General features: G+C 52.2%; 22 protein-coding genes. 15 read left to right on the plus strand and 7 right to left on the minus strand.

Annotated features, from left to right (window positions below):
• The first annotated feature begins 88 nt into the window (after positions 1–88).
• Both ACO0LF_RS27230 and ACO0LF_RS27235 read left to right on the plus strand, forming a co-directional pair.
• Positions 89–526: a hypothetical protein gene (locus ACO0LF_RS27230; RefSeq protein WP_423019820.1), complete on the plus strand. Its 438-nt coding sequence runs from the start codon at positions 89–91 to the stop codon at positions 524–526.
• 597 nt (positions 527–1123) lie between these two features.
• On the plus strand, positions 1124–1879 hold the full coding sequence (locus ACO0LF_RS27235) for a hypothetical protein (RefSeq protein WP_423019822.1): 756 nt from the start codon (positions 1124–1126) through the stop codon (positions 1877–1879).
• Between the two features lie 166 nt (positions 1880–2045).
• Here ACO0LF_RS27235 and ACO0LF_RS27240 read toward each other — a convergent pair whose 3' ends face one another.
• Together ACO0LF_RS27240 and ACO0LF_RS27245 are read right to left on the minus strand one after the other, a co-directional pair.
• Positions 2046–2414, minus strand: a complete 369-nt coding sequence (locus ACO0LF_RS27240; RefSeq protein ID WP_423019824.1) for an MmcQ/YjbR family DNA-binding protein — start codon at positions 2412–2414, stop codon at positions 2046–2048.
• Positions 2415–2543: 129 nt separating this feature from the next.
• A complete protein-coding gene (locus ACO0LF_RS27245; RefSeq protein ID WP_423019826.1) occupies positions 2544–2954 on the minus strand; it encodes a hypothetical protein in 411 nt (136 codons plus the stop codon).
• 135 nt (positions 2955–3089) lie between these two features.
• Between ACO0LF_RS27245 and ACO0LF_RS27250 the strand changes: the two genes are divergently transcribed.
• The 4 genes from ACO0LF_RS27250 to ACO0LF_RS27265 all read left to right on the plus strand — a co-directional run bounded on the left by ACO0LF_RS27250 (position 3090) and on the right by ACO0LF_RS27265 (position 7879).
• Complete coding sequence (locus ACO0LF_RS27250) at positions 3090–3914, plus strand: helix-turn-helix domain-containing protein (protein ID WP_423019828.1); 825 nt, start codon at positions 3090–3092, stop codon at positions 3912–3914.
• A 70-nt stretch (positions 3915–3984) separates the two neighbouring features.
• Positions 3985–4626, plus strand: a complete 642-nt coding sequence (locus ACO0LF_RS27255; RefSeq protein ID WP_423019831.1) for a glutathione S-transferase family protein — start codon at positions 3985–3987, stop codon at positions 4624–4626.
• A gap of 137 nt (positions 4627–4763) precedes the next feature.
• Positions 4764–6455, plus strand: a complete 1692-nt coding sequence (locus ACO0LF_RS27260; protein WP_423019833.1) for an SEL1-like repeat protein — start codon at positions 4764–4766, stop codon at positions 6453–6455.
• Positions 6456–6493: 38 nt separating this feature from the next.
• The gene (locus ACO0LF_RS27265) at positions 6494–7879 is read left to right on the plus strand and encodes a tetratricopeptide repeat protein (RefSeq protein WP_423019835.1); all 1386 of its coding nucleotides are present in this window, start codon (positions 6494–6496) and stop codon (positions 7877–7879) included.
• Positions 7880–7938: 59 nt separating this feature from the next.
• Here ACO0LF_RS27265 and ACO0LF_RS27270 read toward each other — a convergent pair whose 3' ends face one another.
• From ACO0LF_RS27270 to ACO0LF_RS27280, 3 genes are all read right to left on the minus strand, one after another.
• Positions 7939–8754 carry a substrate-binding periplasmic protein gene (locus ACO0LF_RS27270; RefSeq protein WP_423019837.1) on the minus strand — a complete coding sequence of 272 codons (816 nt, stop codon included), beginning with the start codon at positions 8752–8754 and terminating at the stop codon, positions 7939–7941.
• Between the two features lie 435 nt (positions 8755–9189).
• On the minus strand, positions 9190–10044 hold the full coding sequence (locus ACO0LF_RS27275) for a hypothetical protein (protein ID WP_423019838.1): 855 nt from the start codon (positions 10042–10044) through the stop codon (positions 9190–9192).
• Positions 10045–10196: 152 nt separating this feature from the next.
• Positions 10197–11180, minus strand: a complete 984-nt coding sequence (locus ACO0LF_RS27280) for a jacalin-like lectin (protein ID WP_423019840.1) — start codon at positions 11178–11180, stop codon at positions 10197–10199.
• Between the two features lie 277 nt (positions 11181–11457).
• Here ACO0LF_RS27280 and ACO0LF_RS27285 point away from each other — a divergent pair, with 277 nt between their 5' ends.
• Positions 11458–14778, plus strand: coding sequence for an AAA family ATPase (locus ACO0LF_RS27285; RefSeq protein ID WP_423019842.1), 3321 nt, complete (start codon positions 11458–11460; stop codon positions 14776–14778).
• A gap of 22 nt (positions 14779–14800) precedes the next feature.
• Here ACO0LF_RS27285 and ACO0LF_RS27290 read toward each other — a convergent pair whose 3' ends face one another.
• Positions 14801–15400 carry a short chain dehydrogenase gene (locus tag ACO0LF_RS27290; RefSeq protein ID WP_423019844.1) on the minus strand — a complete coding sequence of 200 codons (600 nt, stop codon included), beginning with the start codon at positions 15398–15400 and terminating at the stop codon, positions 14801–14803.
• A 283-nt stretch (positions 15401–15683) separates the two neighbouring features.
• Between ACO0LF_RS27290 and ACO0LF_RS27295 the strand changes: the two genes are divergently transcribed.
• The gene (locus ACO0LF_RS27295) at positions 15684–16580 is read left to right on the plus strand and encodes a LysR family transcriptional regulator (RefSeq protein WP_423019846.1); all 897 of its coding nucleotides are present in this window, start codon (positions 15684–15686) and stop codon (positions 16578–16580) included.
• On the opposite strand, the gene ACO0LF_RS27300 is transcribed toward ACO0LF_RS27295, so the two are convergent.
• On the minus strand, positions 16581–17189 hold the full coding sequence (locus tag ACO0LF_RS27300) for a rhomboid family intramembrane serine protease (protein ID WP_423019848.1): 609 nt from the start codon (positions 17187–17189) through the stop codon (positions 16581–16583).
• 275 nt (positions 17190–17464) lie between these two features.
• Here ACO0LF_RS27300 and ACO0LF_RS27305 point away from each other — a divergent pair, with 275 nt between their 5' ends.
• The 7 genes from ACO0LF_RS27305 (at position 17465) to soxX (ending at position 24824) form a co-directional block, all read left to right on the plus strand.
• A complete protein-coding gene (locus tag ACO0LF_RS27305) occupies positions 17465–19546 on the plus strand; it encodes a TonB-dependent receptor (protein ID WP_423019850.1) in 2082 nt (693 codons plus the stop codon).
• 212 nt (positions 19547–19758) lie between these two features.
• Positions 19759–21123 carry a sulfite dehydrogenase gene (gene soxC / locus ACO0LF_RS27310; protein ID WP_423019852.1) on the plus strand — a complete coding sequence of 455 codons (1365 nt, stop codon included), beginning with the start codon at positions 19759–19761 and terminating at the stop codon, positions 21121–21123.
• Positions 21107–22129 carry a c-type cytochrome gene (locus tag ACO0LF_RS27315; protein WP_423019854.1) on the plus strand — a complete coding sequence of 341 codons (1023 nt, stop codon included), beginning with the start codon at positions 21107–21109 and terminating at the stop codon, positions 22127–22129. Before soxC ends, ACO0LF_RS27315 begins: the two co-directional genes overlap by 17 nt.
• A 178-nt stretch (positions 22130–22307) precedes the next feature.
• Positions 22308–22796, plus strand: coding sequence for a thiosulfate oxidation carrier protein SoxY (soxY, locus tag ACO0LF_RS27320; RefSeq protein ID WP_423019856.1), 489 nt, complete (start codon positions 22308–22310; stop codon positions 22794–22796).
• Between the two features lie 212 nt (positions 22797–23008).
• Entirely contained in the window at positions 23009–23320 is a 312-nt protein-coding gene (gene soxZ, locus ACO0LF_RS27325) for a thiosulfate oxidation carrier complex protein SoxZ (protein ID WP_423019858.1), read from the plus strand.
• Between the two features lie 12 nt (positions 23321–23332).
• Positions 23333–24166 carry a sulfur oxidation c-type cytochrome SoxA gene (gene soxA, locus ACO0LF_RS27330; protein ID WP_423019860.1) on the plus strand — a complete coding sequence of 278 codons (834 nt, stop codon included), beginning with the start codon at positions 23333–23335 and terminating at the stop codon, positions 24164–24166.
• A 10-nt stretch (positions 24167–24176) separates the two neighbouring features.
• Positions 24177–24824 carry a sulfur oxidation c-type cytochrome SoxX gene (soxX, locus tag ACO0LF_RS27335; protein ID WP_423019862.1) on the plus strand — a complete coding sequence of 216 codons (648 nt, stop codon included), beginning with the start codon at positions 24177–24179 and terminating at the stop codon, positions 24822–24824.
• The last annotated feature ends 13 nt before the right edge of the window (positions 24825–24837 follow it).

Raw genomic sequence — 24837 nt, forward strand, 5'->3', positions numbered from 1 at the left:
CTGGTCATGTTCATGACATAAATCTGGAATAAATTTCTGTCTGCTGTTTTGACAGAAATTTCCTCCACCTGACCTGATCATTGATGCCATGAACCCATCTGAAAACCGTCGCCACCAGCGCGTGCAATTCTTCTTAGTTCCCCTGGGTACCCACGAGATACGCCCGGTCTGGGTATTCAATTCCCCTGACCACGCAGATGCTTTGCCTGCCTTGCTGGTGAATCTCAGCACAGGTGGCCTGCAAGTATTGACTGAGCTGGAATCCGAGATGCCCAGCGGTCAGTATCAGCTCAGTTTTCTGCCAGATGAAGCCCAGCCCGATATGACACTGGCAGATTGCCACCTGCAATTGCTGTGGACAGAACGCGAAGCTGGCATGCACACCAGATCAGGCTTTGCCTTTGTTGAACAGATACCGGCAGACTTGCAAGATTTGCTGACGCATGAAGATGCGGCAAAGCTGTTTTTGCGTTGCGTCATCATGCCAGTCAATGAGGTGCAGCAGAGTGGTCTGGAGATTGTTTGAGCTTGTTTTAGATAGTTCAAATATGCTTATCCTTAAGGGCGTCATTCCTGCGTGATGTTGGCAGGAATCCAGTGGCGTTTTGAGTGAGCTTGTAGATGGATTCTTCCTGTTTTGCACATGTGTTATCAAATAAATCTGCAACTTATTTACTGCACCTTTAAGTCGTTGACATCGGTCTTTGAAAAAACTTGTACCACCAGATGAAGTATCGCTTGCAAAATCAGGCTAGCCTCGTCAGGCCTCCTGTATATCTGAATTTCGCTATATCTTCTTAAGCTAAAGCAATCGCAAGATGAGGCCAGCCTGTCACCTTGCAGGGAGCGTCATGCGCATCATTTTTAATGCAAACGCAGCTGTTTACGAAGCCAGTTTGCATTTGAACGATAAAAAAAGTATATAGTGAAATTATTGCAATTAACGAGGTAAAATTACAAAAAAAGAAACTTGGAAATAGTGTTGAATTCCATTTTCCTGAGCAAGCGGAGCCTGGTGGTATCTTCCTAGAAGATTTGCCAATGATGATTCATGGTAGCTGCGTATAGTGATTTAATTTTTTTCAATAAGTTCTGCCAATAGCGGTTTAAGAATTTTCATGCGATGAAAACCCCATCAAAGTATTCGATCAATTATTTGCTTTTTGGCCTTTTTTTATCTGTCTTATGGCCATTTATTTCTGTAGCGAAAACGCAAGAAGCCTCCACGCAATCCGTGACTGTTGCGTCCACAAGAGACCCTCAATGGATGTCTTACCGAAAAGCACATTACACGCTGGAGTGGTTGGAGTCGTATCCAAAACCAAAAAATTATGTCAGGTTGACTTTTCATCTATGGCCAAAAGATTTAAATGAATCAACCGAAGGTGTGCAATTAGAATTGGTCGGTGAAAAAACAAGAATGGTTTTGCCATTTGAGCTTGGTTTGCAAGTTACGATTCCGAAACTTAAGGAAGCTTATGAAGAAGACGCTGAATTTAGAATCAATCGACGTGCAGGTACCTTTTTTTTTCAAAATACTGGATCAATAAAATTAAATGCCAATGGTATATATCCAATAAAAGAGTTACGCATCGCTTGCAATCAATTGTTGTCGGTTTTGCGTGATGGCAGTATCACATACCGCCTGCAATATATGGGGAAAGAATGTAAGGGTGTGGAATTCATTTATCCTAAAAACACAGTAAGGCCATCAGTTTTTACTCGAGATAAGCAAGGTAATACCAGCAAATTAGAAAATTTTATAGCTAGCAAAAAAAGGCAGGAGCTTGAGGTCGCCTATAGATTCTCTCCTGAGGCTGAGGCTGGCGAAATTATCTCTGAAGATTTGCCGATAATGATTCACGGCATCTACGAGTAGTACTCTGATTTCTATTGATCTTGCTTAGAGATATTGTATGCCAGGCTCTCTTTTGCTTTCGTATAGTCCGGATAGTCTCATCCGAGGCAGGAATGACCTTAAAACGGAAGTGGTTTGTCAGCAGTGCTTGGTCAGGACCTAAGGTAAAAGCCAAAGAGCGGCCAGCTCAAACAGCCGCATCCGACAAAACCTCTTCCCGCTTCTTCTTCGTCAAACTGGACAAAGCCTTCTGATAAGAATACTCCAGCAATTCGCGCAAATACGCTTCTGGAAATTGCTCCACCGCGACGATGGTCACCCAGTGAAAACGCCCCATATAACGCGCAGGTTTAACGCCAGGTGTATCCGTCAGCTCAAGGAAACGTTCAGGCGTAACCCGTATGCTAAAACGCCAGCGTTCTGGTTCGCTGGTCTTGAAATAGGCGAAAGATTTTTCGCCCACGCTATATGCCAGTACATTGCTGGGATCGGCATACAGTTTTTCTCTTGCACCGGCATAAGCGGCACATAGTTTTTTAAGGGCAGCTAGTTTCATTTTGAGATAGAGGTGAGCATGCAAATGGAAGAATATGAGCGCTCAAGTGTATTGCAATTGCGATAATTTTGCTTGCACTGCTGAAATACAAAAAGAGGCGAGACTGGCCCGCCTCCTGGGTCTGCTGAATTAACTGCGCAAGCCGCGGTATTCCAGCACAGTAAAAGCCAGTACCACCAGCGCCTGCACACTGACAAAAACAAAGCCCGCTACGCTGGGTGCAAACCAGACTTCCATCGTCAGGACACTGGCAATAAACCAGGCAAGGTTGCCGAGTATGGTGATCCATACCAGCAAGGCTGGCGGATGCTTTTCACGACCTGTGCGGCTGGTAAAACCCACCAGTGCAACGACCGGGAACAGGCTGATGCCTGCCATGAATAAAAAATCCCGGGGCAGGCCCAGCAAGCCAGATAGCAGACCAGAGGTAGTGACCAGCAACAAGCCCATGGCCAGGCTGGTCAGGGCATCTATTGCCAGCACAATTCTCAAGGACAGGGCAGGTGCATGCAATTTGACAGCGCTAGATGCAGTTGACATGATGTATCTCCAAAAACGTTGAGGGGATTGCAGTTTCGCGCTACATTTGCCGCAAGTCGATTACCTCGCAGGTAATGGTAGTGATGCGTGAAAGCAGAGATAATCCAGATTTAGACTTGCCATCAGGAGCAATCATTGACACATCTCATTTCTACTACAGATCAGGGTGGGGCATCTGTCGGCACCCTGATACGCGAATGGCGCACCCAGCGTAAATTGAGCCAGATGGAGCTGGCACTGGATATCGACATTTCGCCACGTCACCTAAGCTTTGTAGAGACTGGCCGTTCCCGCCCCAGTGCTGAACTTTTGATGAGCATTGCCAGCCAGCTCGAGGTGCCTTTGCGCGCCCGCAATACCTGGCTGCTGGCGGCGGGTTATGCCCCGCGTTATAGCGAACAGGGCCTGGATACGGCACGCATGGTGCAGGCCAGGGCGGCTGTGCAGCGCTTACTGGATACCCATGACCCCTATCCTGGCGTTGCGCTGGACAGGCACTGGAATGTGGTCTTGCATAACCGTGCGGCAGAAAAACTCATGGCTTTGCTACCGTCAGAATTGCTGACGCCAACTATCAATATCTTCCGGGCCAGCCTGCATCCGCAAGGTTTTGCTGCCTATACCCGGAATTTTTCTGAGTGGGGCAATTATCTTTTGCAAGTGCTGCAAAGATTGATGCTCAACGCCCGCGATGAAGACCTCATTGCACTGGCAGAAGAAGTACATGCTTATCCCAATGTCATTGCCCTGAAACAGCAGGCACCTGACACGCAGGCGACAGAGCCTGCCTTGCTGATACCCTGCATCATGGAATTGCAGGGACATGTGCTCTCACTGTTCACGACGCTGACGACCTTCGGCAGCCCGCGTGACATCACCCTGCATGAATTATGTGTGGAATTGTTTTATCCTGCTGATACGCAAACTGAGGTATTTTTGAAGACCATGGGCGGCGCATAGCGCTGCAGCAGGCACAATCAGCGAGTTGTTGGTAAGATGCCTGTTCTCTCCCTACTTAAGGACTTGCATCATGTACAAACTGCATAGCCTCTGCCAGTCAGGTAATTCCTTCAAGGTCGCTTTTTTATTGCGCGCCCTGGATCAGCCCTTCGAGCTTGCCTATGTCGACATGTTCCAGGGCGTGACACGCAGCAATGACTGGCGCGAACAAGCCAATCAAATGGGCGAAGTACCTATTCTCGAAGATGGTGAGCGCAGGCTGACACAGTCTGGTGTCATCCTCAGTTATCTGGCCAATAAGCATGGGGCTTTTGGCGGCAAGGATGAAGATGAAAAACTCGAAGTCTTGCGCTGGTTATTATTCGATAACCACAAGTTCACCAGCTATTTTGCTAGCTACCGTTTCAATAAATCCTTCGGCCCCGCAGCCCCCGATCCAGCTGTACAAGCCTGGTTACTGGGGCGTATAGACAATGCCTTTACTATCGTCAACAAGCATCTGGCAACCCGCGCCTACATGGTCGGCGATGCACCGACGATTGCGGACTTTTCCCTGAGCGGCTATCTGTTTTACCCGGAAAATGAAAGCGACTATAAGCTGGAAGGCCGCTATCCGCACATCATCGCCTGGCTGGAACGCCTGCGCGCCTTGCCGGGCTGGGCCTTTCCGTATGATATTTTGCCGGGTGAGCGGATTGTTCCCAAGTGGTAGTTCGTTTGACTGTGATGCTCAGGCACGCCAACTTTAGCCGTCAACGGATTAGTCGCTAGCCTTGGTTGCCTGCCATTCTGCATCACTGCATAATGCATGTTTGTGCTGCGATGCATGCTAATAATTCACTTCCAAACATGAAAAGACTCTTGCTGGCAGCCAGCCTGTTGGTGCTTGCCCAGCCAGCCTGCGTGCTGGCTGCTCCTGATAATAGTATTTCTGGCATAGATTTCCAAAAGATCCTACCCAAGAATGAGAGTGCTGAAAAAGCCTTGCTCTCCCTGCGCAGTCTGGCAGAAAAGGGCAATGTGCGGGCACAGAACTCTCTCGGTTTACTGTATTTTGTTGGCGACGAAGTTGAGCAGGATTATGCTGAAGCCTTTAAATGGTTCAGCATGTCGGCCGCGCAAGGAAGTGCGCTAGGGCAGGGTAATCTGGGTTTGCTGTATCTCGAGGGTAAGGGCGTTGCCAGGGACGAGAAGCAGGCAGCAAGATGGATCAAAGAATCTGCTGCCCAGGACAATGCCGCTGCGCAAGCCAATCTTGGCATGCTGTATCTGGAAGGGCGGGGCGTGGACAAGAATGTCGCCCATGCCTTGCTATGGATACGCAAGGCGGCTGCACAAAAGAATGCTACAGCCTTGTTTACCCTTGCCAATATGATCAAGGCAGGTACGGGTACTGAGCAAAGATATAGCGAGGCCATGGCCAATTACCGCAAGGCGGCCGAACTTGGTCATGCCGGTGCCCAATATGCCCTGGGGCAAATGTATAAGTCTGGTCAGGGCGTGCGCCAGGATCATGGCGAAGCGATTTCCTGGTTCCGTCTGGCGGCAGAGCAGGGAGAGGCTACTGCCCAACTCAGTCTGGCTTATGCCTATGCCAAGGGCCTGGGTGTCATCAAGGATGGCGACACTGCTTTGCGCTGGTACCGGTTGGCGGCGGCTTCTGGCAATGCGGCTGCGCAAGCGAATCTGGGTGGCATTTATTTCAGTGGCGATGGCGTGCCGCAAAACCTGCCCGAAGCCTTGAAATGGTATCGCCTGGCAGCAGCCAAGGGCGATGCCGATGCCCAGGCCAGCCTGGCGGGCATGTATGAGCAAGGCAGGGGCGTACCGCAAAATGATGTCGAGGCACTCCGCTTATATCGGCTGGCGGCGGCCCAGGAGCAAGGCGCTGCCCAGCTCAATCTGGCCTTGATGCTGATGGAAGGTAAAGGCACGGCCCGTGATGATGTAGAAGCCGTCAAATGGTTACGACTGGCAGCAGAAAAAGGCAATGTGCAGGCCCAATACAATCTCGGTGTCTTATTGACACAAGGCCAGGGTGTGCCCCAGGATTTTGAAGAAGCCGTCAAATGGAGCAAGCTGGCCGCCGAGAAAGGGCATGCGGGTGCGCAATTCAGCCTGGGGATGCGCTATAGCCAGGGCCAGGGCATAGAACGTAATGATGAGTCTGCCGTGAAATGGCTGCAAAGGGCCGCGGATCAAGGGCATGCCCTGGCGCAGAATAGCCTGGGTATGCGTTATGCCAAAGGGCTGGGAGTAGTGGCAGATCAGGCTGCCGCTTTCAAATGGTATGAAAAATCAGCCAGGCAGGGGAATGCTAATGCACTCAATAATCTGGGGCTGGCGTATGAACAAGGCCAGGGTGTCAAGCCAGATGTGGCTGCTGCCTACCTGTGGTTCACGACCGCAGCCAAGGCCGGGCTGGCTGAAGCACAAAAGAATAAAACTAGGCTGAACAAGAAAATCAACAAACAGCAAATCAATAAAGCTGAGGCGCAGGCAGACGAATGCAAAAAACACTTATTCAAAGACTGCGTTTGAGCAGCGATGCACGTATATCCATAATAACAGGAGCAGGTGTGAAAGAATTTTTTGCTCGCAGTTTGACAGCCAGCATGCTCTTGGTGGCCATGCATGCACATGCGGGCCCGGCTGAGGAGGTGGCTGACAATAAAAAGCCTGGGCCCACGATCACCGCGCTGTCCAGGGTTATGCCCGACATCAAGGATCTGGCTGACAAAGCTGCCGCCGGTGATGCCAAATCACAACTCGCTTATGCACGCGCGTTAGCCAGTGGCAGGGATATCAAACAGGATTTGACCCAAGCAGCCAAGTGGTATCAGTTGGCTGCCGAACAGGGCAATGGCGATGCCCAGGCCAGCCTGGGTTATCTCTACATCCATGGTCGGGGCGTAGAAAAAAATATAAACGAAGGCATCAAATGGTACAAGCTGGGTGTGGCCCAGGCCAATAGAATGGCGCAGAACAACCTGGCCCATCAATATATGAATGGCCAGGGCGTAGAGAAAGATGTGCTGGAAGCATTTCAACTATACAAACTGTCGGCGCTACAGGCCTATCCGCTGGGGCAGGCCAACTTTGCATATATGTATGAGCGTGGTCTGGGGACGGAAGCGAATTATGCCGAGGCCGTAAAATGGTATGGCCTGGCTGCCGCACAAAAAAGCCCCGAGGGCCAAAATGGCATGGGCAATATGTATGCCAATGGCAGGGGTGTAGACCTTGATTTTGCCGAGGCTGTCAGATGGTATAGGTTGGCTGCACAGCAAGGTTTGGCACTGGCGCAATTCAACCTGGCCTATCATTATTTCAAGGGCGATGGGATAGGCAAGGATGATATCCTGGCCGTCAAATGGTATAGCCTGGCTGCCGAGCAAGGTCTCGCCAGAGCGCAGTATAACCTGGCTAACCATTACGCCAATGGGCTGGGCATAGGCAAGGACATCGGGCAATCTATCAAATGGTATACCCGCGCTGCTGAACAAGGGCATTCCGGCGCTCAGGCCAATCTGGGTATGACTTATGCGGCCGGGGCCGGTATTGCAGCCGACCCTGTGCTGGCATTGAAATGGCTGACACTGGCAGCAGAGCAGGGTGTCGATCGTGCGCAAAATTATTTGGGAGATAAATATCTGAAGGGAATAGGCGTGGAAAAAGATACCGTGCTCGCCCAGAAATGGATACGTCTCGCGGCAGAGCAAGGCTATGCACCCGCCTTACTGAATATGGCTGAAATGACAGAAAAAGCTGAGGGCAGCGAGGCTAATCTTGAACGTGCCTATATGTGGTATACACTGAGCGCGGACTCCAGCGCTGCTTATATCCGCGACCCGGCACAGGCACGTTTGCAGGCACTCGCAGCCCGATTGAATGCAGAACAAATTAGCAGGGCCAATAGTATGGCTGCCAGTTGCAAAGAGCGTAAATTTAAAAAATGCGGATAAAGCCCAGAGGAAGCTTTGTGGAAGTGTTATAGCCTATCTCTGGTGACTCTGCCTCAGTCTCAGAATCTTGGCCCCTCATACCGCAATTCACGCGCCAGTTTGCTGCCTATATGACGGGCAAAAATCTGTTCCAGCGTGCCATCGTCTGCCATGCTGTAGATGGCTTTTTTCAGCAAGTCACGCCTGGTTTTACTGACCCTTTCTTTGGAGACGATAAGGCCATGCACCAGGCTGTCTTGCGGTGTCCAGTCCAGCAACTGGACTTGTTTGCTGATGTCTTCTTTTTTCAATAGCGGTTCCCACACCGTGGGCAGGGCCATGATGGCATCGACCCGACGCGCAAAGAACAGTCGCAACAGACTATCAAGGTCGGATGCTTCATAGACTCGTTTTTGTGCCCATAGTTTTTCCAGCCATTCATCAAACTGTGGGCCATGCTTAAAACTCTTGATGACGCCGACTTTCAAATTGGCATCGGCCAGAAAGCCCGCCATGCTCAAGCCTTGTGCAGGCATGTCGCGGTGTAGCAAGACATAATTCCTGGTGGCAAAGTAGGGGATGAATTCGGCAAATTTTTCCCGCTCAGGCGTGGGTATGCCAGAGACTGACATGTCCAGGCTATTGTTTTTCAACTGGACCCAGATGCGCACGCGTGATTCCAGCACGGTATCAAACTGGCAGCCGCTACGCCTGGAGACTTCTTCCACCACGTCCTTGTCTATACCAGCATAACTGCCATCGGCATTGTGGTAATACAGGGCGCCCAGTTCATAATAAGCCACTTGTATGGTGCCGCAGCCAGAGCTGGCGTCTGCCGCGCTGGCAGGCATGCAGCTCAAGCCCAGCATGAACAATATCAGTGCAATACGCTTCATTTGCACACCCCTTAGCCATCTTTTCTTCAGAACCTGTTTGCGATCTTAAGCGCAAGCGTGATCGGGGCTCATGTGCTGCTCAAAATGCTCATGTACTTAAGTACATTCCGCTTTTTGCGTTGCTCTTCTCCCCGCTGACGCTCGCTCGCTACAGATCGTAAACACGTTCTCAGACTAGTGTCAGAAAGCAAGTTGCGCAATAGTCGAAACGATAAGACTGGCTAGTCAGGGCTAGGCCAGATGCGCAGGGGCCAGCTAGATTTATGCAGGGTCAAAGATGTTTTCCTGTCTTTGCCCTTGGTTTCACTCTGAAGCCAGTGCATTGTCCCCATGACTTGTCGAGGATTTTGCTTGTCTATGCAAGCAAAACTTCATTGCTAACAATTGTAAATTAGCAGTCCCACTGTGTGCACTAGCGTTCTGTGCACATTTGTATCACTGTTCAAACAATTTACTACCAGGATAGGGATGCCTGGTCGGCCGTAATTCTTCATGATAATTCGGCGCGCGGGTTTGCATGGTGTGCTGGTTGCCCAGGATGGTGGTGGTGGTCAGTGCGGCTTTGTCCGTGCCCCAGCATGCCAGGGCAGAGTTGCGATTGCCGTGCAAGTCAATGATGATGCGCCTGGCGATGTCGTAAGGCAGTTTTTCTGTTGGTGGTGCCGGGCGGGTCTTGGGTGGCACGACGATGGCATCGCCAGGTGCTATCCACAGATCTGCCAGTGAGATTTCCTGCACATAGGGGCGCCAGCGAGCCACACTGATGACCAGGGGTTTATCATCCTGGGAGAAAAACACATGCGGGAAATCATGGAATTCCAGGTCTGTAGGGTTGTAGGTCAGCAATTCACGCCGGCGGCGACCACCTATATACGGTGACTGGTGGCCTGCCCATTTGCCGTAAGTGTACTGGGCCATGATCATGCCCTCGTATTCAAAGCGCAGGCATTCACCGCTTTTCAACAGCGTCATGCCAAAGGCCTGCACGCTTTCTTTGGTCGCGGTGATGGTTTGGTAATGGACTTCAGGCGTCTTGAAATCGAATTCAGTAATCTGGTAAGGGTGACCATCATTGGGGATGATCTTGGGCTGGTGGCTGATGTCCTTGTATTTGATACCCCGCTCAAGATCGGGATTATCTTTGGCAATGCTGATTTCCGTGCCAAAAGCCAGGCGCAATTGCTTGCCATGGCCATGATCGTTATACAGGTAGGGATATTCCCTGGGCAGCAAGTCTATATAGGGTCCGTCTTCTATGAAGATGGGGGCGTCAAAGGCTTCATTGCTCACGGTGCTACTCCTTGTGTTGAACCTGTATCGATTAATTGTGCTGCATATCTTATCTTGTTATCCAGCCAAGATGCTAAAAGCACCGGGAGATTGCTGCATGCCAGCCTCAAGACTGACATGCAACAACATGCCCGGTGTTTATAGACCTGGTTTTATGCTACTTCTGCGGTTTCCAGTTTTGGCAGGGTATTTGGTTGCAGGTATTCTGCTTCCAGTTTTTTGCCGCGCACTGCCAGGTAGACGCCCCTGAAATCATCGAAACTGAATGGTGGCTTGGTTTCATCGACGAAGCGGAACACGGCCTTGGCCTTGTAATGCACATCGAGGGTGGCAGAAGACACCACGCCCTTGGCAAATACGACCGAATTGGGTGGCACGATCGCGCTCATTTCCATGGTGAAAGTCTTGGTTTCACTATGGCCTTGGGCAAAAGAGATTGCGCCAGTATAGGAGAAGCTGAATTCCTTGCCCATTTCAGCGATGCCAACGCCACCCTTGACCGAGATCTTGAAACCCACGGAAAAAGAATGGGTATGCGTGAACGTGGTCGTGTCAGTGTGGCTGGCTTGCCAGGTTTGGCGGCAAGTCTGGGCGACACTGGAATTATTCCTGAGTTCCAGCCATTCCACAGCATCAACGCTGGAGAGGTTGCCCTCTTTCATGTCGATAGAGATATTCGATAATTCCACTTCCTTGACGGCTTCCATCATGACAAAGCCCAGGCTGTCCACGTCTGAACCTGCGTTGCCAAAAATACCCAGCAGCGTGCCAGTGCGTGACAAATCGATCTGGGTGTTGCGCCAGTTGCCGGATTTCATGCTGTTACCAAAATTGGTGTGCAACTCTATCCAGCCACAGCGCCCGCCACGATAACCACTGGTGCCCAGTTTGGCAGATTTGATATATTCCCCATCCTGCAGTTCGAGGGCGTGATGTTCACCATCCTCTGTACCTACCAGATAACCCTGTCTTGGATTTTCGCGGAAATACACTTTGATGCCGCGTATGGTTTGACCAGTTTCCCAGGTCTCGATTTTGCTGATCGCGCTTTTGTTATTGCTGACAATTCTGTAAGGCCTGCCGCTAGGTCCACCTTGTGTTTCAGTGTCAAAAATAAGATCGTCCCATGTATGCATGATATTTCCTTTTAATGTTGATAAAACCGGATTTGATTGTTAAACGTATAATGTGGAATTGCCAACGAATTATCAGGCTTGCCTCTTTTGCACGCTGGTACAGCTTGGCATCAGTGCAGGATCAGTTTGGTATCAGTTGGATAATTATTTTTTAGCAATTACCTGTTGCCAGTACTTATTGCATAGGCGGCTTTCTCATGAGATGGGCTGTCATCAGGATGAATTTCACCAGCAGGAACAAGATGTTTGTCGTTAAAAATGAGAAAGCAGGACAGCAATGATGGATACCGGACCTGCGCATTCTTCTTCAGGCTATATGCCTGGTCTGGAGCTGAGCCACACGCCGCTGGACGGGCGTATCTTGCTCAATGCGGGCAAGCTCAAGGGTTTGCGCAAGGCGCGTGGCATTAGCCAGGAATCCCTGGCTGAACTATGCTTCAACCGGCAACTCTGCGTATCGATTGCCTCCATCAAACGAGCCGAGATGGGCAAGCCGGTGTTGTATCGCACGGCGCGTCACCTGGCGAATGTCTTTGACGTGCAGCTGGGCGAACTGGTGATCGTGACAGATCAGGTGCAAGCACCAGCCGTGCCCGGACATATTCAGATATCCCAGCAGCAGACCGAGCTGCATGCACTGCCCTTGGACCTTGAGCGCTATGTGCTTGAGCTAGGTTTTCATCTGCATTTGAATGGTGATGATGCCAGTCCTTTGCAATTGGCAATGCAATTGATCAATGAATTCGGTGGCACCGTGGTGCAACAGGCAGATGCTCAGATGTGCGTGCATTTTGGCTTCCCCAAGGCTTATCGCAGTGACAGCGAACGCGCTTTGCAATGTGCATTTGCTTTGCTGCAAGCCGCTTGTATCAAGCCTGGCCATCCTGTGTTTCTGGGCCTGGCGATAGGGGGATTGAGCAGTGAGAAATTGCCTTTACTGCTTGACCATCACGCCATCTCAGACCCAGATTCTTCCATCCGCATTTATGTGGCCCATGGCCTGGTCAGTCAATTGGCAGTGGGCTTTGATTTTGCAGAAGCTAGCGCGCCTCATGCTGCTTATCAACTATGCCAGGGGCAGCGGGCTGCTATTGCTACAACGCCGGATTTGCTGGTGGGGCGAACTATAGAAGTGTCGCAATTCAAGGCCGTCATAGAAACCACACATGAATGCCAGGATACCCATATCGTTTATTTGCGTGGCATGGCAGGTATAGGCAAGACGCGCCTGTTGCTGGAATTTACTGACCTCGCCAGGCAAGCCGGGTTTGCCTGCCATCATGCAGCAGTGCATGACTTCGGCATGGAAAACTGGCAGTCACCCTTGACACAGTTGTTGTGCAGCCTGCTCCAGATAGCAGGCATCTACCGGCGTCAGGATCAGGCCTTGCAACAGGCAATGAAACTGGCCCTGCAAGCATCGCCCCTGCCTGAAGAGAGCAAACCGTTTTTACTCATGCTGGCAGGCGCTTCTGTCGATAGCACCACCATGCGGCAATACACTGCCATGAGCGTGGATGAGCGCCATCTCGCCACCCTGCAGGCCTTGCGCCTGCTGCTGTTACAGCAAGCCTTGCGTCAACCCTTGCTGATCTCTATCGAAGACTTGCACTGGGCCGACGCCCATTTTCTCCATCTGCTGATAGAGCTGGTGGCAGCCAGCGATGAAGCAGCGATAGTCTGGGTACTCAGTTCCAGGCCCGAGCGCGATCCTCTGGAGAATAACTTGCGGCCTCACTGGACACGCGCACTCAGTGTACTTGACCTGGCCCCCTTGCGTAGCCGTGACGCCATGCTGCTGGCTGAAAAACATGCTGGGGTGGATGCCGCTTATCGTGCCCTGTGTGTCGACAAGGCCCAGGGTAACCCGCTCTACCTGACCCAGTTGCTGGCCAGCCCGGAGCAAAGCCTGCCGGACAGTCTCAGGCATTTGATACAGGCGCGCATAGACAGGTTGCCCGGTGCTGACCAGCAAGCCCTGTATCTGGCGGCTGTCATCGGCAGGCAATTTGAATTGGCAGTGTTGCGTGCAGTGCTGGGACAGGCAGATTATCTGCCGCAGGGAACGGTATTCCATAGCCTGCTGCGTGAAACCCAGAGCGGCGTGTATGTCTTCGTACACGACCTGGTGATGCGCAGTATTTACGAGAGCATACCGCCAGCACAACGTGAGAGCCTGCATTACCGCATAGCTCAGGCTTATAGCAAGCTGGACTTGCTGCTGCATGCCCGGCACTTGTTGCATGCCCATCATCCTGCTGCTTTTGATGCCTTGCTGGCTGCCATGCGCGAGAGTTTGCAGCGCTATCAATATGAAAATGCACTGAACCTGGCGCAGCAATGTGCGCAATTTTCTGATCAGGCGGATGGCAGTTTCACGCTGGCCTTACTGTCTGGCTATGCCCGTGCAGGTTGCGGCCAGAATGAGGCGGCACGCCTGCATTTCCAGGGTGCCATGATGCTGGCGCAAACGCCCAGGCAAAAGCTGGATGTGGCCCTGGGGCTGGCACCGGTGCTCAATACTCTCGATAGCCTGGATGAAGAAGAACAGCTCATCAATATCAGCCTGCCACTGGCCAGACAACAAGAGGCAGACGCTGCCGTGGCACTTTTGCTTTACCTGAAAGGCAATATCTATTTCCCGCGTGGTGATTACCAGCGTTGCCGCAGCTACCAGGAAGAGGCATTGCACTATGCCCGCCAGAGCCACATCGTGGAAACCGAGGCCCGCGCCATCAGCGGCATCGGTGACTCCCTGTATGCCGAAGGGCGCATGCAGGATGCCCATGCCGTATTTGAACAATGTGTGCAGTTGTGCAGGCAACACCAGTTGCTGCATGTAGAGGCAGCCAATCTGAGTGCACGTGCTTCCACCTCCATTTACCTGGGCCAGCCCGGCCTGGCCTTGCAGGATGCCACTGATGCCACGGCACTGGCACGCAAGGCTGGCAGCCTCAGGACAGAAATATTTTCCAGACTGACAGCCTCCTGGGTGCTGGTGGCCACGGCACAAACTGCTGCGGCCAGGGAAGAACTGGATTTTATCCTCAGTACAGCGCGCCGCATGGGGGCCCGGCGCTTTGAAGCCATCGCCCTGGAGGGATGGGCGCGCCTGGCCTTTCATGAAGGCGATCAGGGTAGTGCACTGGCTTTCATCACAGAAGCGCTTGCTCTGGTCGAGCGACATCATTTGCAGCGCTTTATCGGCCCCTGGGTGTGGGGTAGTTATGCTCTTATCAGTGACGACTTGCAGTTGCGTCAGCAGGCAATGGCGCAAGCGACATTGCAGCTGGGCCAGAACTGTCTGGCTCACAATGGCCTGCGTTATCATCTCGCCGCGGCGGAATTGAGTTTGCTGGCAGGTGATATCAGCGGCGCACAAGAGCATGCCCAGAAAATGGGGCAGTTTGCCGGCACTGCCTGCGCCTGGGTCAGCCATCACCAGGCCTTGATAGCCGTACTGGCGACAGCCCTGCAAAGCTCAGAGGCGCAAGCCTGCCTGGCCTGGCAAGGCATGCAGGGGCAGGCCAGCCAGCTAGGCTATGGGATGACCATGCCCAGGCTGGCACGCCACCTGCTGAGAATTGCAGGGGACTGAATATGCTGATGAAGATGCAGTCTCAACGTACTGTGTACAGCTTGCCGCTTTCTGCCCCTTCCACGCTGCGGGCATAGGCCAGTGCCACGCGCTGTGATGATACAGGCTCAAAACCACGGAACAGGCTGGCCAGCGCCGCCACTGATTCTTCCAGCAAGCCAGGGCTGACGACATTGATGCGCAAGCCACGTGGCAATTCTATGGCGGCACCACGGACAAAACCTTCCAGCGCGGCATTCACCATGGCAGCACTGGCACCTGAACGTATGGGCATTTCACCGACCACGCCGCTGGTCAGGGTAATCGAACCGCCATCATGCAGATAAGGCTGGGCGATTTGCGCGACATTTACCTGGCCCATGAGCTTGCTATTGAGGCCGATATGGAAATGCTCTTCTTCCATCTCGGCCAGTGCCGCAAAATGCACGCTGCCTGCGGCCACGACGACGCCATCTACCTTGCCGGTACGGGCAAACAGTTCATGTATTTGTGCGCTATTGCTGATATCAAGCTGGATGTCACCGCTGGTCTTGCCCACGCGGATAATGTCATGACGGCTACCCAGTTCATTGCTGATGGCGCTGCCTACTGTGCCGTTGGCACCGATGATGATGAGTTTCATGTTATTTCCTTAGAACCTGTTTACGATCTTACTGCGCGAGCGTGATCGGGGCTCATGCGCTGCTCAAAATGCTCATGTACTAGATGTACATTCCGCTTTTTGCGCTGCTCTTCACCCCGCTGACGCTCGCTCGCTACAGATCGTAAACAGGTTCTTAATGTGACTTGGTTAAATTATGTCCAAGGCGTATGCCATGAAATTAAGTATCGCTTAATTTTTAATGTAGATAAATATCCAGAAAATGCATATATTGCTAACTGGTGATTAGTAATTGGGTATGTTGATGGATAAATTACGCAGCATGGAAGTCTTTGTCGCCGTCGTCGATGCGGGCAGTTTTACCGCTGCCGCAGCACAGTGCGAGATATCACCCGTCATGGTCGGCAAACACATACAGTTTTTGGAAAGCCTGCTGGGTGCACGTCTGCTGACGCGCACCACGCGCCGCCAGAGCCTGACAGAACTGGGTTTGCAATATGCAGAGCAATGCAAGGGCATACTGGCACAGATCAGCGAAGCAGAATCCGGGGCAGCCAGGATGCGTGGCGGTGCCCGTGGGGTATTGAAGATCACTTCACCAGTCACCTTTGGCAGTGAATTGCTGGCCCCGGCCATGGTCGATTATCTGGCGCAATATCCAGAAATGCGCGCTGACCTGCACATGAATGACCGCCTGGTGGACCTGGTGGAAGATGGCTTTGATGCAGCCATACGCATAGGTCAGCTGGAAGACTCCACCCTGGTTGCGCGCCCCCTGCAACCCTATAGCATGATGATCTGCGCTGCCCCAGCCTATCTGAAGCGCAAGGGTGTGCCGCATGCGCCGGCAGATTTGACAGAGCACGAATGCCTGGATTTTTTACACTGGAATAAACATGTGCGCTGGCGCTTGACGGAAGACGCCACAGAAATCCCCGTCAGCCGCCTGCGCTCGAATAATGGCCAGGCTTTGAAAAGTGCTGCCGTGGCTGGTTTTGGCATTGTCATGCAATCAGAATTACTGCTCGCCAGCGAAGTCGCTGCCGGTCGTCTGGTCCCCCTGATGGAGGACTATTTGCCTGCACCACGGCCCATGCATTTGCTGTATCCGCGTGACAGACAACACACGCCCAAGCTGTCGACGTTTATAGAATTCATGATGGGCAGGTTTGGTTTGAAAGCTAAGGGGGAAATCTACTGATCAGGCTGGGTCGTGCCTGCTGGATAAGATAAACAAACAGACCAGACTGAGCAAAGAACCAGTGACAAAACCGGCCAAATGTCCTGCCTTGATATTCCCTATGGCATGCACATCCAGCGCCACTTGTATGGCGACTATCAAGCCTGCAAACCAGGTCAGCCTGCCTCGTGGCAGCAAGATAAACACGCCAGCGCACAAGGCCATCAAGGCTTGCGATGCACCATCCGTGACCAGGTTGGGGTAAGCACAGACACTGGCTATCTGGCCTGCCACACCGCCGACCAGGTAGAGGAGCAGCAGCACTCGCCAGCCATGTTTATGGTCAATAGCGGATGCCAGTATCAATATGCACATGGCATTGAACAGCATATGCAGAAAATGCACATGCAGGAATTGCGAGACCAGCAAACGCCACCATTCATGGCTGACAAATAAGTCCCCGGTCACCGCTCCCAACTGTGGCAGGCTGGCAGATTTTTGCGATGCGAACAGCGAGTGTTCGAAATACAGGGCAGAAATAATCCAGCCCGTCAAAATCAATACGAAGATGAGTATTGCTGCTGGTGATCTGAAGAATACGTTTTTCTGCTGCATGTCGACTTTGTTCATGAATTTCATTGTTCTATGGACAGGAAACCGCTGCGTGCCTGTGAACTGATCCGGCAAGCCCCATGCCAGTGCCTGAAAATATTTAAAAATTGTGAATCTGATTGTTTGTTTCTCACGTAATAAGACTAACAGTGAATTTAGCTAGAGTTCAGTAGAAGAAAGAAAGCGGCCTGTTTTTTGCTTATGTAAAAACAAAGTATCCAGTGTTTGTTTTCTTCTTGAAAATAAAACCAGCTAGATTAAAGCAGTATAAAAATAATATCAATGGGGCAATAATGCAAAGAACAAAAGTCAGTAGCGCGGTGTTGGCCTGCTTTGGCCTGTTGCTGATGCAAAGCGGGCAGTCTGCACAAGCGCAGCAAGTTGCGACTGCCAATGAAGCAGAAAAAATCTCCACGGTACAAGTCCTGGGCAATTACGATAATGCAGTCGGCACCAGCAATGCGGCCAGCCAGGGTTCGGTGACCTCCAATCTGGTCAGCAACCGGCCTGCCTTGCGCACCGGGGAATTGCTGGAATTCGTGCCCGGCATGATCGTCACCCAGCACAGCGGTGATGGCAAGGCCAACCAGTATTTCCTGCGCGGCTTTAATCTGGACCACGGCACTGACTTTGCGACTTTTGTTGATGGCATGCCAGTCAATATGCGTTCGCATGCGCACGGCCAGGGATATTCTGACTTGAACTTCCTCATGCCTGAACTGGTGCAACGCATCGATTACAAGAAGGGCACTTATTTTGCTGACGAAGGTGATTTTGCTTCGGCCGGTGCCGCACACCTGCGCCTGACAGACAAACTGGCAGCAGGCATCGCCAGCCTGTCTTTGGGGCCATATGGCTACCAGCGTGCCGTGCTGGCCAATTCCATGGCAGTGGCAAACGGCAACTTGCTATATGGCCTTGAAGTCAATCGCAATGACGGCCCCTGGGTCACACCCGAGCATGTGCGCAAATACAGCGCCGTCCTGCGCTATAGCCAGGGTAATGCCGATGATGGCTATAGCCTGACGGCAATGGCCTATAAGAATCAATGGAATTCCACCGACCAGATACCGCTGCGGGCTGTGCAGTCTGGCCAGATCAGCCGCTATGGCGCGATAGATCCCACCGATGGCGGACAAAGTTCACGCTACAGCCTGTCGTATGCGATGAAAAAACGCAATCAGAATGGCGTGTTTGAAATGGATACCTATGCCCTGCAATCCAGCCTGGACCTGTACAGCAATTTCACTTATTTCCTGGCCAATCCCGATACCGGCGACCAGTTCAGCCAAAGTGAAAAACGCCAGATGCTGGGTATGAACATCAGCCAGACCTGGCCTGTGACTATCGCTGATCTGGAGATGCATAACAAGATAGGCCTGCAACTCCGTTACGATAAACTGTCGCCAGTCGGCATCTATAACACGGTCGCGCAGCAACGCATATCCACCATACGTGAAGACAGTGTCAAGGAAGCCAGTGCAGGTTTCTATGCAGAAAATACCATACAGTGGCTACCCAAATTTCGCAGCATAGCCGGTCTGCGTTATGACGCTTACCGTTTCGATGTCAATAGCAGCATAGCGGGCAATTCAGGCAAGGCCAGCGACCATATCGTCTCGCCCAAGCTGTCGCTGATCTTTGGGCCCTGGGACAAGACCGAGTATTTCATCAACTATGGCACGGGCTTTCACAGCAATGATGCACGTGGTACTACGCAAACACGCTTGCCCGACGGTGGTGCATCCACACCAGTCACACCCCTGGTAAAAACCAGGGGCGCAGAACTGGGTATGCGTACAGAAATCATCCCCGGCCTGCAAAGCTCGCTCGCCTTGTGGCGGCTGGATATCGCTTCTGAATTATTGTTTGTTGGCGACGCTGGTGAAACCGAACCCAGTCGTGCCAGCCGCCGTACCGGCATAGAATGGAATAACCATTACACGGCTGCACCCTGGTTATTGTTTGACCTTGACCTGGCAGCATCGCGTGCACGTTATACCCAGAATGATGTGGCGGGCAATTACATCCCCGGTTCCATCGATAAAGTAGCATCCTTCGGTATGACCATGACTGACATGGGGCGCTGGTATGGTGGTTTTGAATTGCGTTATTTTGGCCCGCGCCCTTTGATAGAAGACAATAGCGTGCGCTCTTCTGCGACGACCCTGGCCTATGCCAGACTGGGTTACAAGATCAATGCCAGGACCAAGCTGAACATGGACGTGTTCAACCTGTTCAACAAACAGGCCAGCGACATTGATTACTACTACCAGTCACGTCTGTCGCGTGAAAGTATGGAGGGTGCCAACGATATTCATTTCCACCCGGTCGAACCACGTTCCATCAGGTTGACACTGACACACAATTTCTAATGCATGACGAGAAAAGCTGATTTTGTGCGTTGCACATAAGAAAGCATTTGCTTTTTTTTGCTCCTTATTTGATTATGTGCGCAAATAGTATTATTTGAGTGTCGTCAGCATCGTACAGTGTACGTTTAGTAGATGTTTGCTCAAAAAGTGCTTATGCTAGCCAGATCATGGCCAACGCAGAATGCAGTATCTCATTGGAAAGTTTCAGCCTCATGTCTATCCAGATAAAAAAATCCGGTCTTTTGCGTCGTGCGCCCGAGAATTTTTTGGATGCGCCTTTGCGCCAGGCAATCACTGAACAAGGCTTGAATGACGAAAGGCGCGGCTTCCTGCGCAAGAGTTTCGCAGCCGCCACTGCTGCCCTGGCAACCGGTGCGGCCATGGCTAAACCGGCAACGGCACCAGAAGGGGATGGTGACCCGCTTATCCTGAATTTGCAAGACCATGCCAAGACCCTGGGCAACCCGGTGGTGATGCAGGGCTACGGCCAGCCATCCAGGTTTGAATCCAATTTGCAGCGCCGCCAGTCACCGGGTTTGACGCGAGTACCGCAGGCTTCGGTCTCCTTCGCACCCTTGCAAGGCTTCTTTGGCATCATCACTCCCAATGGCCTGCATTTTGAACGCCATCACCAGGGCTGGATAGATATAGACCCGCAGCAGCACCGCTTCATGATCAATGGTCTGGTGCGCGAAGCCAAGGTCTACACCATGGATGATCTGATGCGCCTGCCCTCAGTCTCACGCATGCATTTCATAGAATGCGGTGCCAATAGCGCGACTGAATGGGGCAATGTCGCCGTGCCGACCGTGCAATACACTCATGGCATGCTGAGCTGCTGTGAATACACCGGCGTGCCCTTGTCCGTCCTGCTTGATGATTGTGGCATAGACCGCAAGAAAGCCAAATTCGTTTTGGCTGAAGGTGGCGATGGTTCGGCCATGACACGCACCATCGACATTGCCCGTGCCATGGATGATGTCATCGTTGCTTATGCCATGAATGGTGAAATGCTGCGGCCAGAAAATGGTTATCCGCTGCGCCTGGTCGTGCCCGGCGTCCAGGGTGTGTCCTGGGTCAAGTGGCTGCGCCGCATAGAAGTCGGTGATCAGCCCTGGGCTGCGAAGGATGAAGCAATTCACTACATAGACCTGCAACCCAGTGGCTTGCACAGGCAATACACCTCAGTGCAGGAGTGCAAATCCGTCATCACCACACCGTCAGGCGGGCAGATGTTGCTGGAAAAAGGTTTTCATAACATCACCGGCCTGGCATGGTCAGGCCGCGGCAAGATCAAGCGCGTGGATGTATCTGCCGACGGTGGCCGTAGCTGGCGCACCGCCAGGCTGGAAGGCCCAATACTGGGCAAATGCCTGACTCGCTTCAATATAGACTGGAACTGGGATGGCGGGCCAGCGATACTGCAATCGCGTGCGATCGATGACACCGGCTATGTGCAACCCAGGATCGCACAGTTGCGCGAAGTGCGCGGCACGAAGTCGATTTATCATAACAATGCCATACAGTCCTGGAAAATCAATGAAGATGGCGAGGTCAGCAATGTACAAGTGGCCTGAAATTCGCAAGTCTTTATCTGCCTTCGTGCTGGCTGGTTTCAGTCTTGCCGCCAGTGCCGCAGACTATACCAACATAGGCCGTGCTGCGACCCCCAGGGAAGTAGCTGCCTGGGACATCGATGTACGCCCCGACTTCAAGGGTTTGCCAAAAGGGCGTGGCAGTGTAGACCAGGGCCAGCAAGTCTGGGATGGCAAGTGCGCCTCTTGCCATGGCACTTTTGGCGAATCCAACCAGGTCTTCACGCCCATCGTTGGCGGTACGACCAAGGACGATGTCAAGAATGGCCGCGTTGCCGCATTGACAGGTAATAGCCAGCCGCAGCGCACTACCCTGATGAAGGTGGCGACAGTTTCTACCTTGTGGGATTACATCAACCGCGCCATGCCCTGGAATGCACCCAAGACCCTGACTACGGATGAGGTGTATGCCGTCACCGCCTACATCCTCAACCTCGGTGGCGTAGTCGCAGATGACTTTACCATGTCGGACGAGAACATCGCCGAAGTGCAAAAGCGCATGCCCAACCGCGATGGCATGACAGAGAAACACGGCCTGTGGCAAACCACAGGCAAGCCAGATGTGAAGAACACTGCCTGCATGAAAGATTGCCTGAAAGAAGTCAGGATCACTTCTGAATTGCCTGCTTTCGCCCGCAATGCCAATGGCAACCCGGTAGAGCAAAACCGGACTATAGGTGCCGTGCGCGGCATTGATTTGAACAAGGCCGCCGTGGTTAAAGCCAGTGCACCAGCGCCTGAAGAAGGCTTGAAGCTGGCCAAGCAATATGCCTGCACTGCCTGCCATGGCATCAAGGATAAAGTAGTAGGTCCGGGCTTTGCCCAGATCGCTGCAAAATACAAGAGCGACGCCAATGCCGAAGCCAACCTGAGCAAAAAAATCAAGGAGGGTGGCAGTGGTGCCTGGGGCGATATCCCCATGCCACCGCAAGCTCACGTCAAGGATAGTGAAATCAAGACCATGCTGGAATGGATCATGCGCCAATGATGTTATTGATGCAGTTAGCTGATGCAATAAGCTGATGCAGCAAGGATTTTTTCAGCATTGTCATATCGATGGCACGATTTCGCGTTAAGCTTATCAATATTGAGTAAAACCAGCACCACGGCACCACAGCACCACAGCACCACAGCACCAGACAATTGCACCATTTCAGGAGACAGCAATGAAGCAGGCAAGCAAGATCAATGATGACGGTCAGCAACGCCGTGATTTTTTACGCATATCCACGGTATTTGGCCTGGCCTTTGCTGCTGGCTTGCTCAAACCATCCGAGGTCTTTGCTGCTGAATGGCAAGCCAAGGCTTTTGAAGCCAAGAGCCTGCAAGATGCCTTTGCCGCACTCGGTGCTGGCAGCCCGGCTGTCAGTGCCGACATCGTCATCAGCGCACCAGATATTGCTGAAAACGGCGCAGTAGTCCCCGTCAGCGTCAGTAGCAAAGCCGCCAATACCGACTACATCGCCATCCTCATAGAAAAAAATCCCAACGCCATGTCTGCCGCTTTCAACATCCCTGAAGGCACAGAAGCCTCCGTCAGCACCCGCGTCAAGGTAGGCGAAACTTCTAACGTACATGCCCTGGTCAAAGCTGATGGCAAATGGCTGGTGGCTTCGAAAGAAATTAAAGTTACCTTAGGCGGTTGCGGCGGTTAATTTTTAAGACCTCTCAACACAGAGGCACAGAGAAGTTTGCGCAGGTTGGGCTACGCTTCACCAGCCCAACACTTGGCCTGACAATAACGTAATACTTAATTCCAAGCCGTAATTTTTACCGCTTTACTCATGCTTTTCTCTGTGGTGAGCTTTCAGGTCTTGACCTGTCTTAATCAAGTAACTATTTAAAATTAGCAAAAAAAGGAAACATCATGGGCGATCCTATGCGCATACGAGCGACGGTTAGCGGCGACGTCGTTGAGGTCAAAGTATTGATGCGCCACGATATGGAAACTGGCCAGCGTAAAGACCTGGAAGGCAAAGTCGTACCGGCACATTTCATTAAAAATTTGCAAGCCAAATGGAAAGACAAACTGGTGCTCGATGCACAGTTTGGCCCCTCTGTGTCCAAAGACCCTTTCCTGTCTTTCAAATTCAAGGGTGGCATCAAGGGAGATAAAGTGTCGGTGACCTGGACAGACAGCAAAGGTGACCAGCGTACCGATGAAGCAGCCATAGCCTGATAAGGAAAACCCATGTCACGTCTTGCCCTCAAATCGTTGTCATGCATGCCGCTGTGCGCCATACTGGCATGCTCGGTGTTGTCGTCTGCACAGGCCCAGACTGCAAGCCCATCTGCGACCGATGAAATTGCCAAATATCGGCAAATGCTGGCCGATGGCAACCCGGCAGAATTATGGGAAATGCGCGGCCAGGAACTCTGGCAAAAAAAGCAGGGGCCGAATCAGCAATCGCTGGAGCAATGTGATCTGGGCAAAGGCCCGGGCGTGACCAAGGGTGCGTATGCAGAATTGCCGCGTTATTTCAAAGACAGCAACAAGGTCATGGACCTGGAACAGCGCCTCATGCACTGTCGCATGAGCCTGCAAGGTTTGACGCGAGAACAAGCCAGCAAGACACCTTTTGGCTCTGCCGGTAATCCCTCTGATATCGAAGCCCTGGTATCTTTTTTAACCGCAGAATCACGCGGCATGAAACTGGTGATCAGCACCAAGCACCCGGCAGAAAAACAGGCTTACGAAATCGGCAAAAAGATATTTTATTATCGCGCCGGTTCCCACGATTTTGCCTGTGCATCCTGCCACTCTGCAGACGGCCAGCGCATACGCCTGCAAGACTTGCCGAACCTGAACAACAAGGAAAACGCCCAGTCCGCCTATTCGACCTGGCCCGCTTACCGCGTCTCGCAAGGCGAAGTCAGGACCATGCAGCACAGGCTCAATGACTGCTTCCGCCAGCAACGCTTCCCCGTGCCCGACTATGCTTCGGACAGCATCACTGCACTGACCATGTTCCTGGCAAAATCTGCCGACGGTGCGGTCATGAATGCACCTGCATTGAAACGCTAAGGGGATATACATGAAAAATTCACATATAAATTCACGCATAAGCCCACGCATAAGCCATATCAGTGTTTTGCTGGCAGCCATTTGCAGTACGGCGCTGGTTTCTGCCGCAGAGCCAGATTACGCCAAGGCCGCACTGGAGATGATGAAGGCTGACTTCAAATCCAAAGGCCCGGCCACCATGGAACGCATGGTGCAACAGGACGAAGCCCAGGCACTGTGCAGTGCCAGCCCGCAAGGCTTGAAACCCAAGATCGCAAAAAAACTCGAACAGTCGCAACTCGCTAGCGTCAAATATCCGGCTGACGGTCAGTACATGGGGGACTGGAAGAATGGTGAAAAAATCGCCCAAAATGGCCGCGGCATGCAGTCTTCAGATGCGATGGGCTCAGTCAATGGCGGCAATTGCTATGCCTGCCATCAAATGAGCAAGACCGAGATTTCTTTCGGTAATATCGGGCCCTCGTTATATCAATACGGCAAAACGCGGGGCAGCAGTCCTGAGATTTTAAAGTACACCTGGAGCAAACTGTATAACGCGCAAGCCTATAACGCCTGCTCCCGGATGCCGAGGTTTGGGCATAATGGGGTGTTGACTGAGGCGCAGTTGAAGGATGTGATGGCGCTGTTGCTGGATGGGGAGTCGCCGGTGAATAAGTAGGGGCTTTGCTTTA

The organism is Undibacterium sp. Di27W (assembly GCF_049340345.1).
Classification (GTDB): domain Bacteria; phylum Pseudomonadota; class Gammaproteobacteria; order Burkholderiales; family Burkholderiaceae_D; genus Undibacterium.

Bases quoted from the DNA above. Each gene is read 5' to 3' on its own strand.
- ACO0LF_RS27260 (WP_423019833.1), top strand. From the start codon at position 4,764: ATGAAAAGACTCTTGCTGGCAGCCAGCCTGTTGGTGCTTGCCCAGCCA.
- ACO0LF_RS27305 (WP_423019850.1), top strand. From the start codon at position 17,465: ATGCAAAGAACAAAAGTCAGTAGCGCGGTGTTGGCCTGCTTTGGCCTG.
- soxX (WP_423019862.1), top strand. From the start codon at position 24,177: ATGAAAAATTCACATATAAATTCACGCATAAGCCCACGCATAAGCCAT.
- ACO0LF_RS27295 (WP_423019846.1), top strand. From the start codon at position 15,684: ATGGATAAATTACGCAGCATGGAAGTCTTTGTCGCCGTCGTCGATGCG.
- ACO0LF_RS27230 (WP_423019820.1), top strand. From the start codon at position 89: ATGAACCCATCTGAAAACCGTCGCCACCAGCGCGTGCAATTCTTCTTA.
- ACO0LF_RS27245 (WP_423019826.1), bottom strand. From the start codon at position 2,954: ATGTCAACTGCATCTAGCGCTGTCAAATTGCATGCACCTGCCCTGTCC.
- ACO0LF_RS27280 (WP_423019840.1), bottom strand. From the start codon at position 11,180: ATGCATACATGGGACGATCTTATTTTTGACACTGAAACACAAGGTGGA.
- soxA (WP_423019860.1), top strand. From the start codon at position 23,333: ATGTCACGTCTTGCCCTCAAATCGTTGTCATGCATGCCGCTGTGCGCC.
- ACO0LF_RS27270 (WP_423019837.1), bottom strand. From the start codon at position 8,754: ATGAAGCGTATTGCACTGATATTGTTCATGCTGGGCTTGAGCTGCATG.
- ACO0LF_RS27290 (WP_423019844.1), bottom strand. From the start codon at position 15,400: ATGAAACTCATCATCATCGGTGCCAACGGCACAGTAGGCAGCGCCATC.
- soxC (WP_423019852.1), top strand. From the start codon at position 19,759: ATGTCTATCCAGATAAAAAAATCCGGTCTTTTGCGTCGTGCGCCCGAG.
- ACO0LF_RS27235 (WP_423019822.1), top strand. From the start codon at position 1,124: ATGAAAACCCCATCAAAGTATTCGATCAATTATTTGCTTTTTGGCCTT.
- ACO0LF_RS27240 (WP_423019824.1), bottom strand. From the start codon at position 2,414: ATGAAACTAGCTGCCCTTAAAAAACTATGTGCCGCTTATGCCGGTGCA.
- ACO0LF_RS27285 (WP_423019842.1), top strand. From the start codon at position 11,458: ATGATGGATACCGGACCTGCGCATTCTTCTTCAGGCTATATGCCTGGT.
- soxZ (WP_423019858.1), top strand. From the start codon at position 23,009: ATGGGCGATCCTATGCGCATACGAGCGACGGTTAGCGGCGACGTCGTT.
- soxY (WP_423019856.1), top strand. From the start codon at position 22,308: ATGAAGCAGGCAAGCAAGATCAATGATGACGGTCAGCAACGCCGTGAT.
- ACO0LF_RS27300 (WP_423019848.1), bottom strand. From the start codon at position 17,189: ATGAACAAAGTCGACATGCAGCAGAAAAACGTATTCTTCAGATCACCA.
- ACO0LF_RS27315 (WP_423019854.1), top strand. From the start codon at position 21,107: ATGTACAAGTGGCCTGAAATTCGCAAGTCTTTATCTGCCTTCGTGCTG.
- ACO0LF_RS27255 (WP_423019831.1), top strand. From the start codon at position 3,985: ATGTACAAACTGCATAGCCTCTGCCAGTCAGGTAATTCCTTCAAGGTC.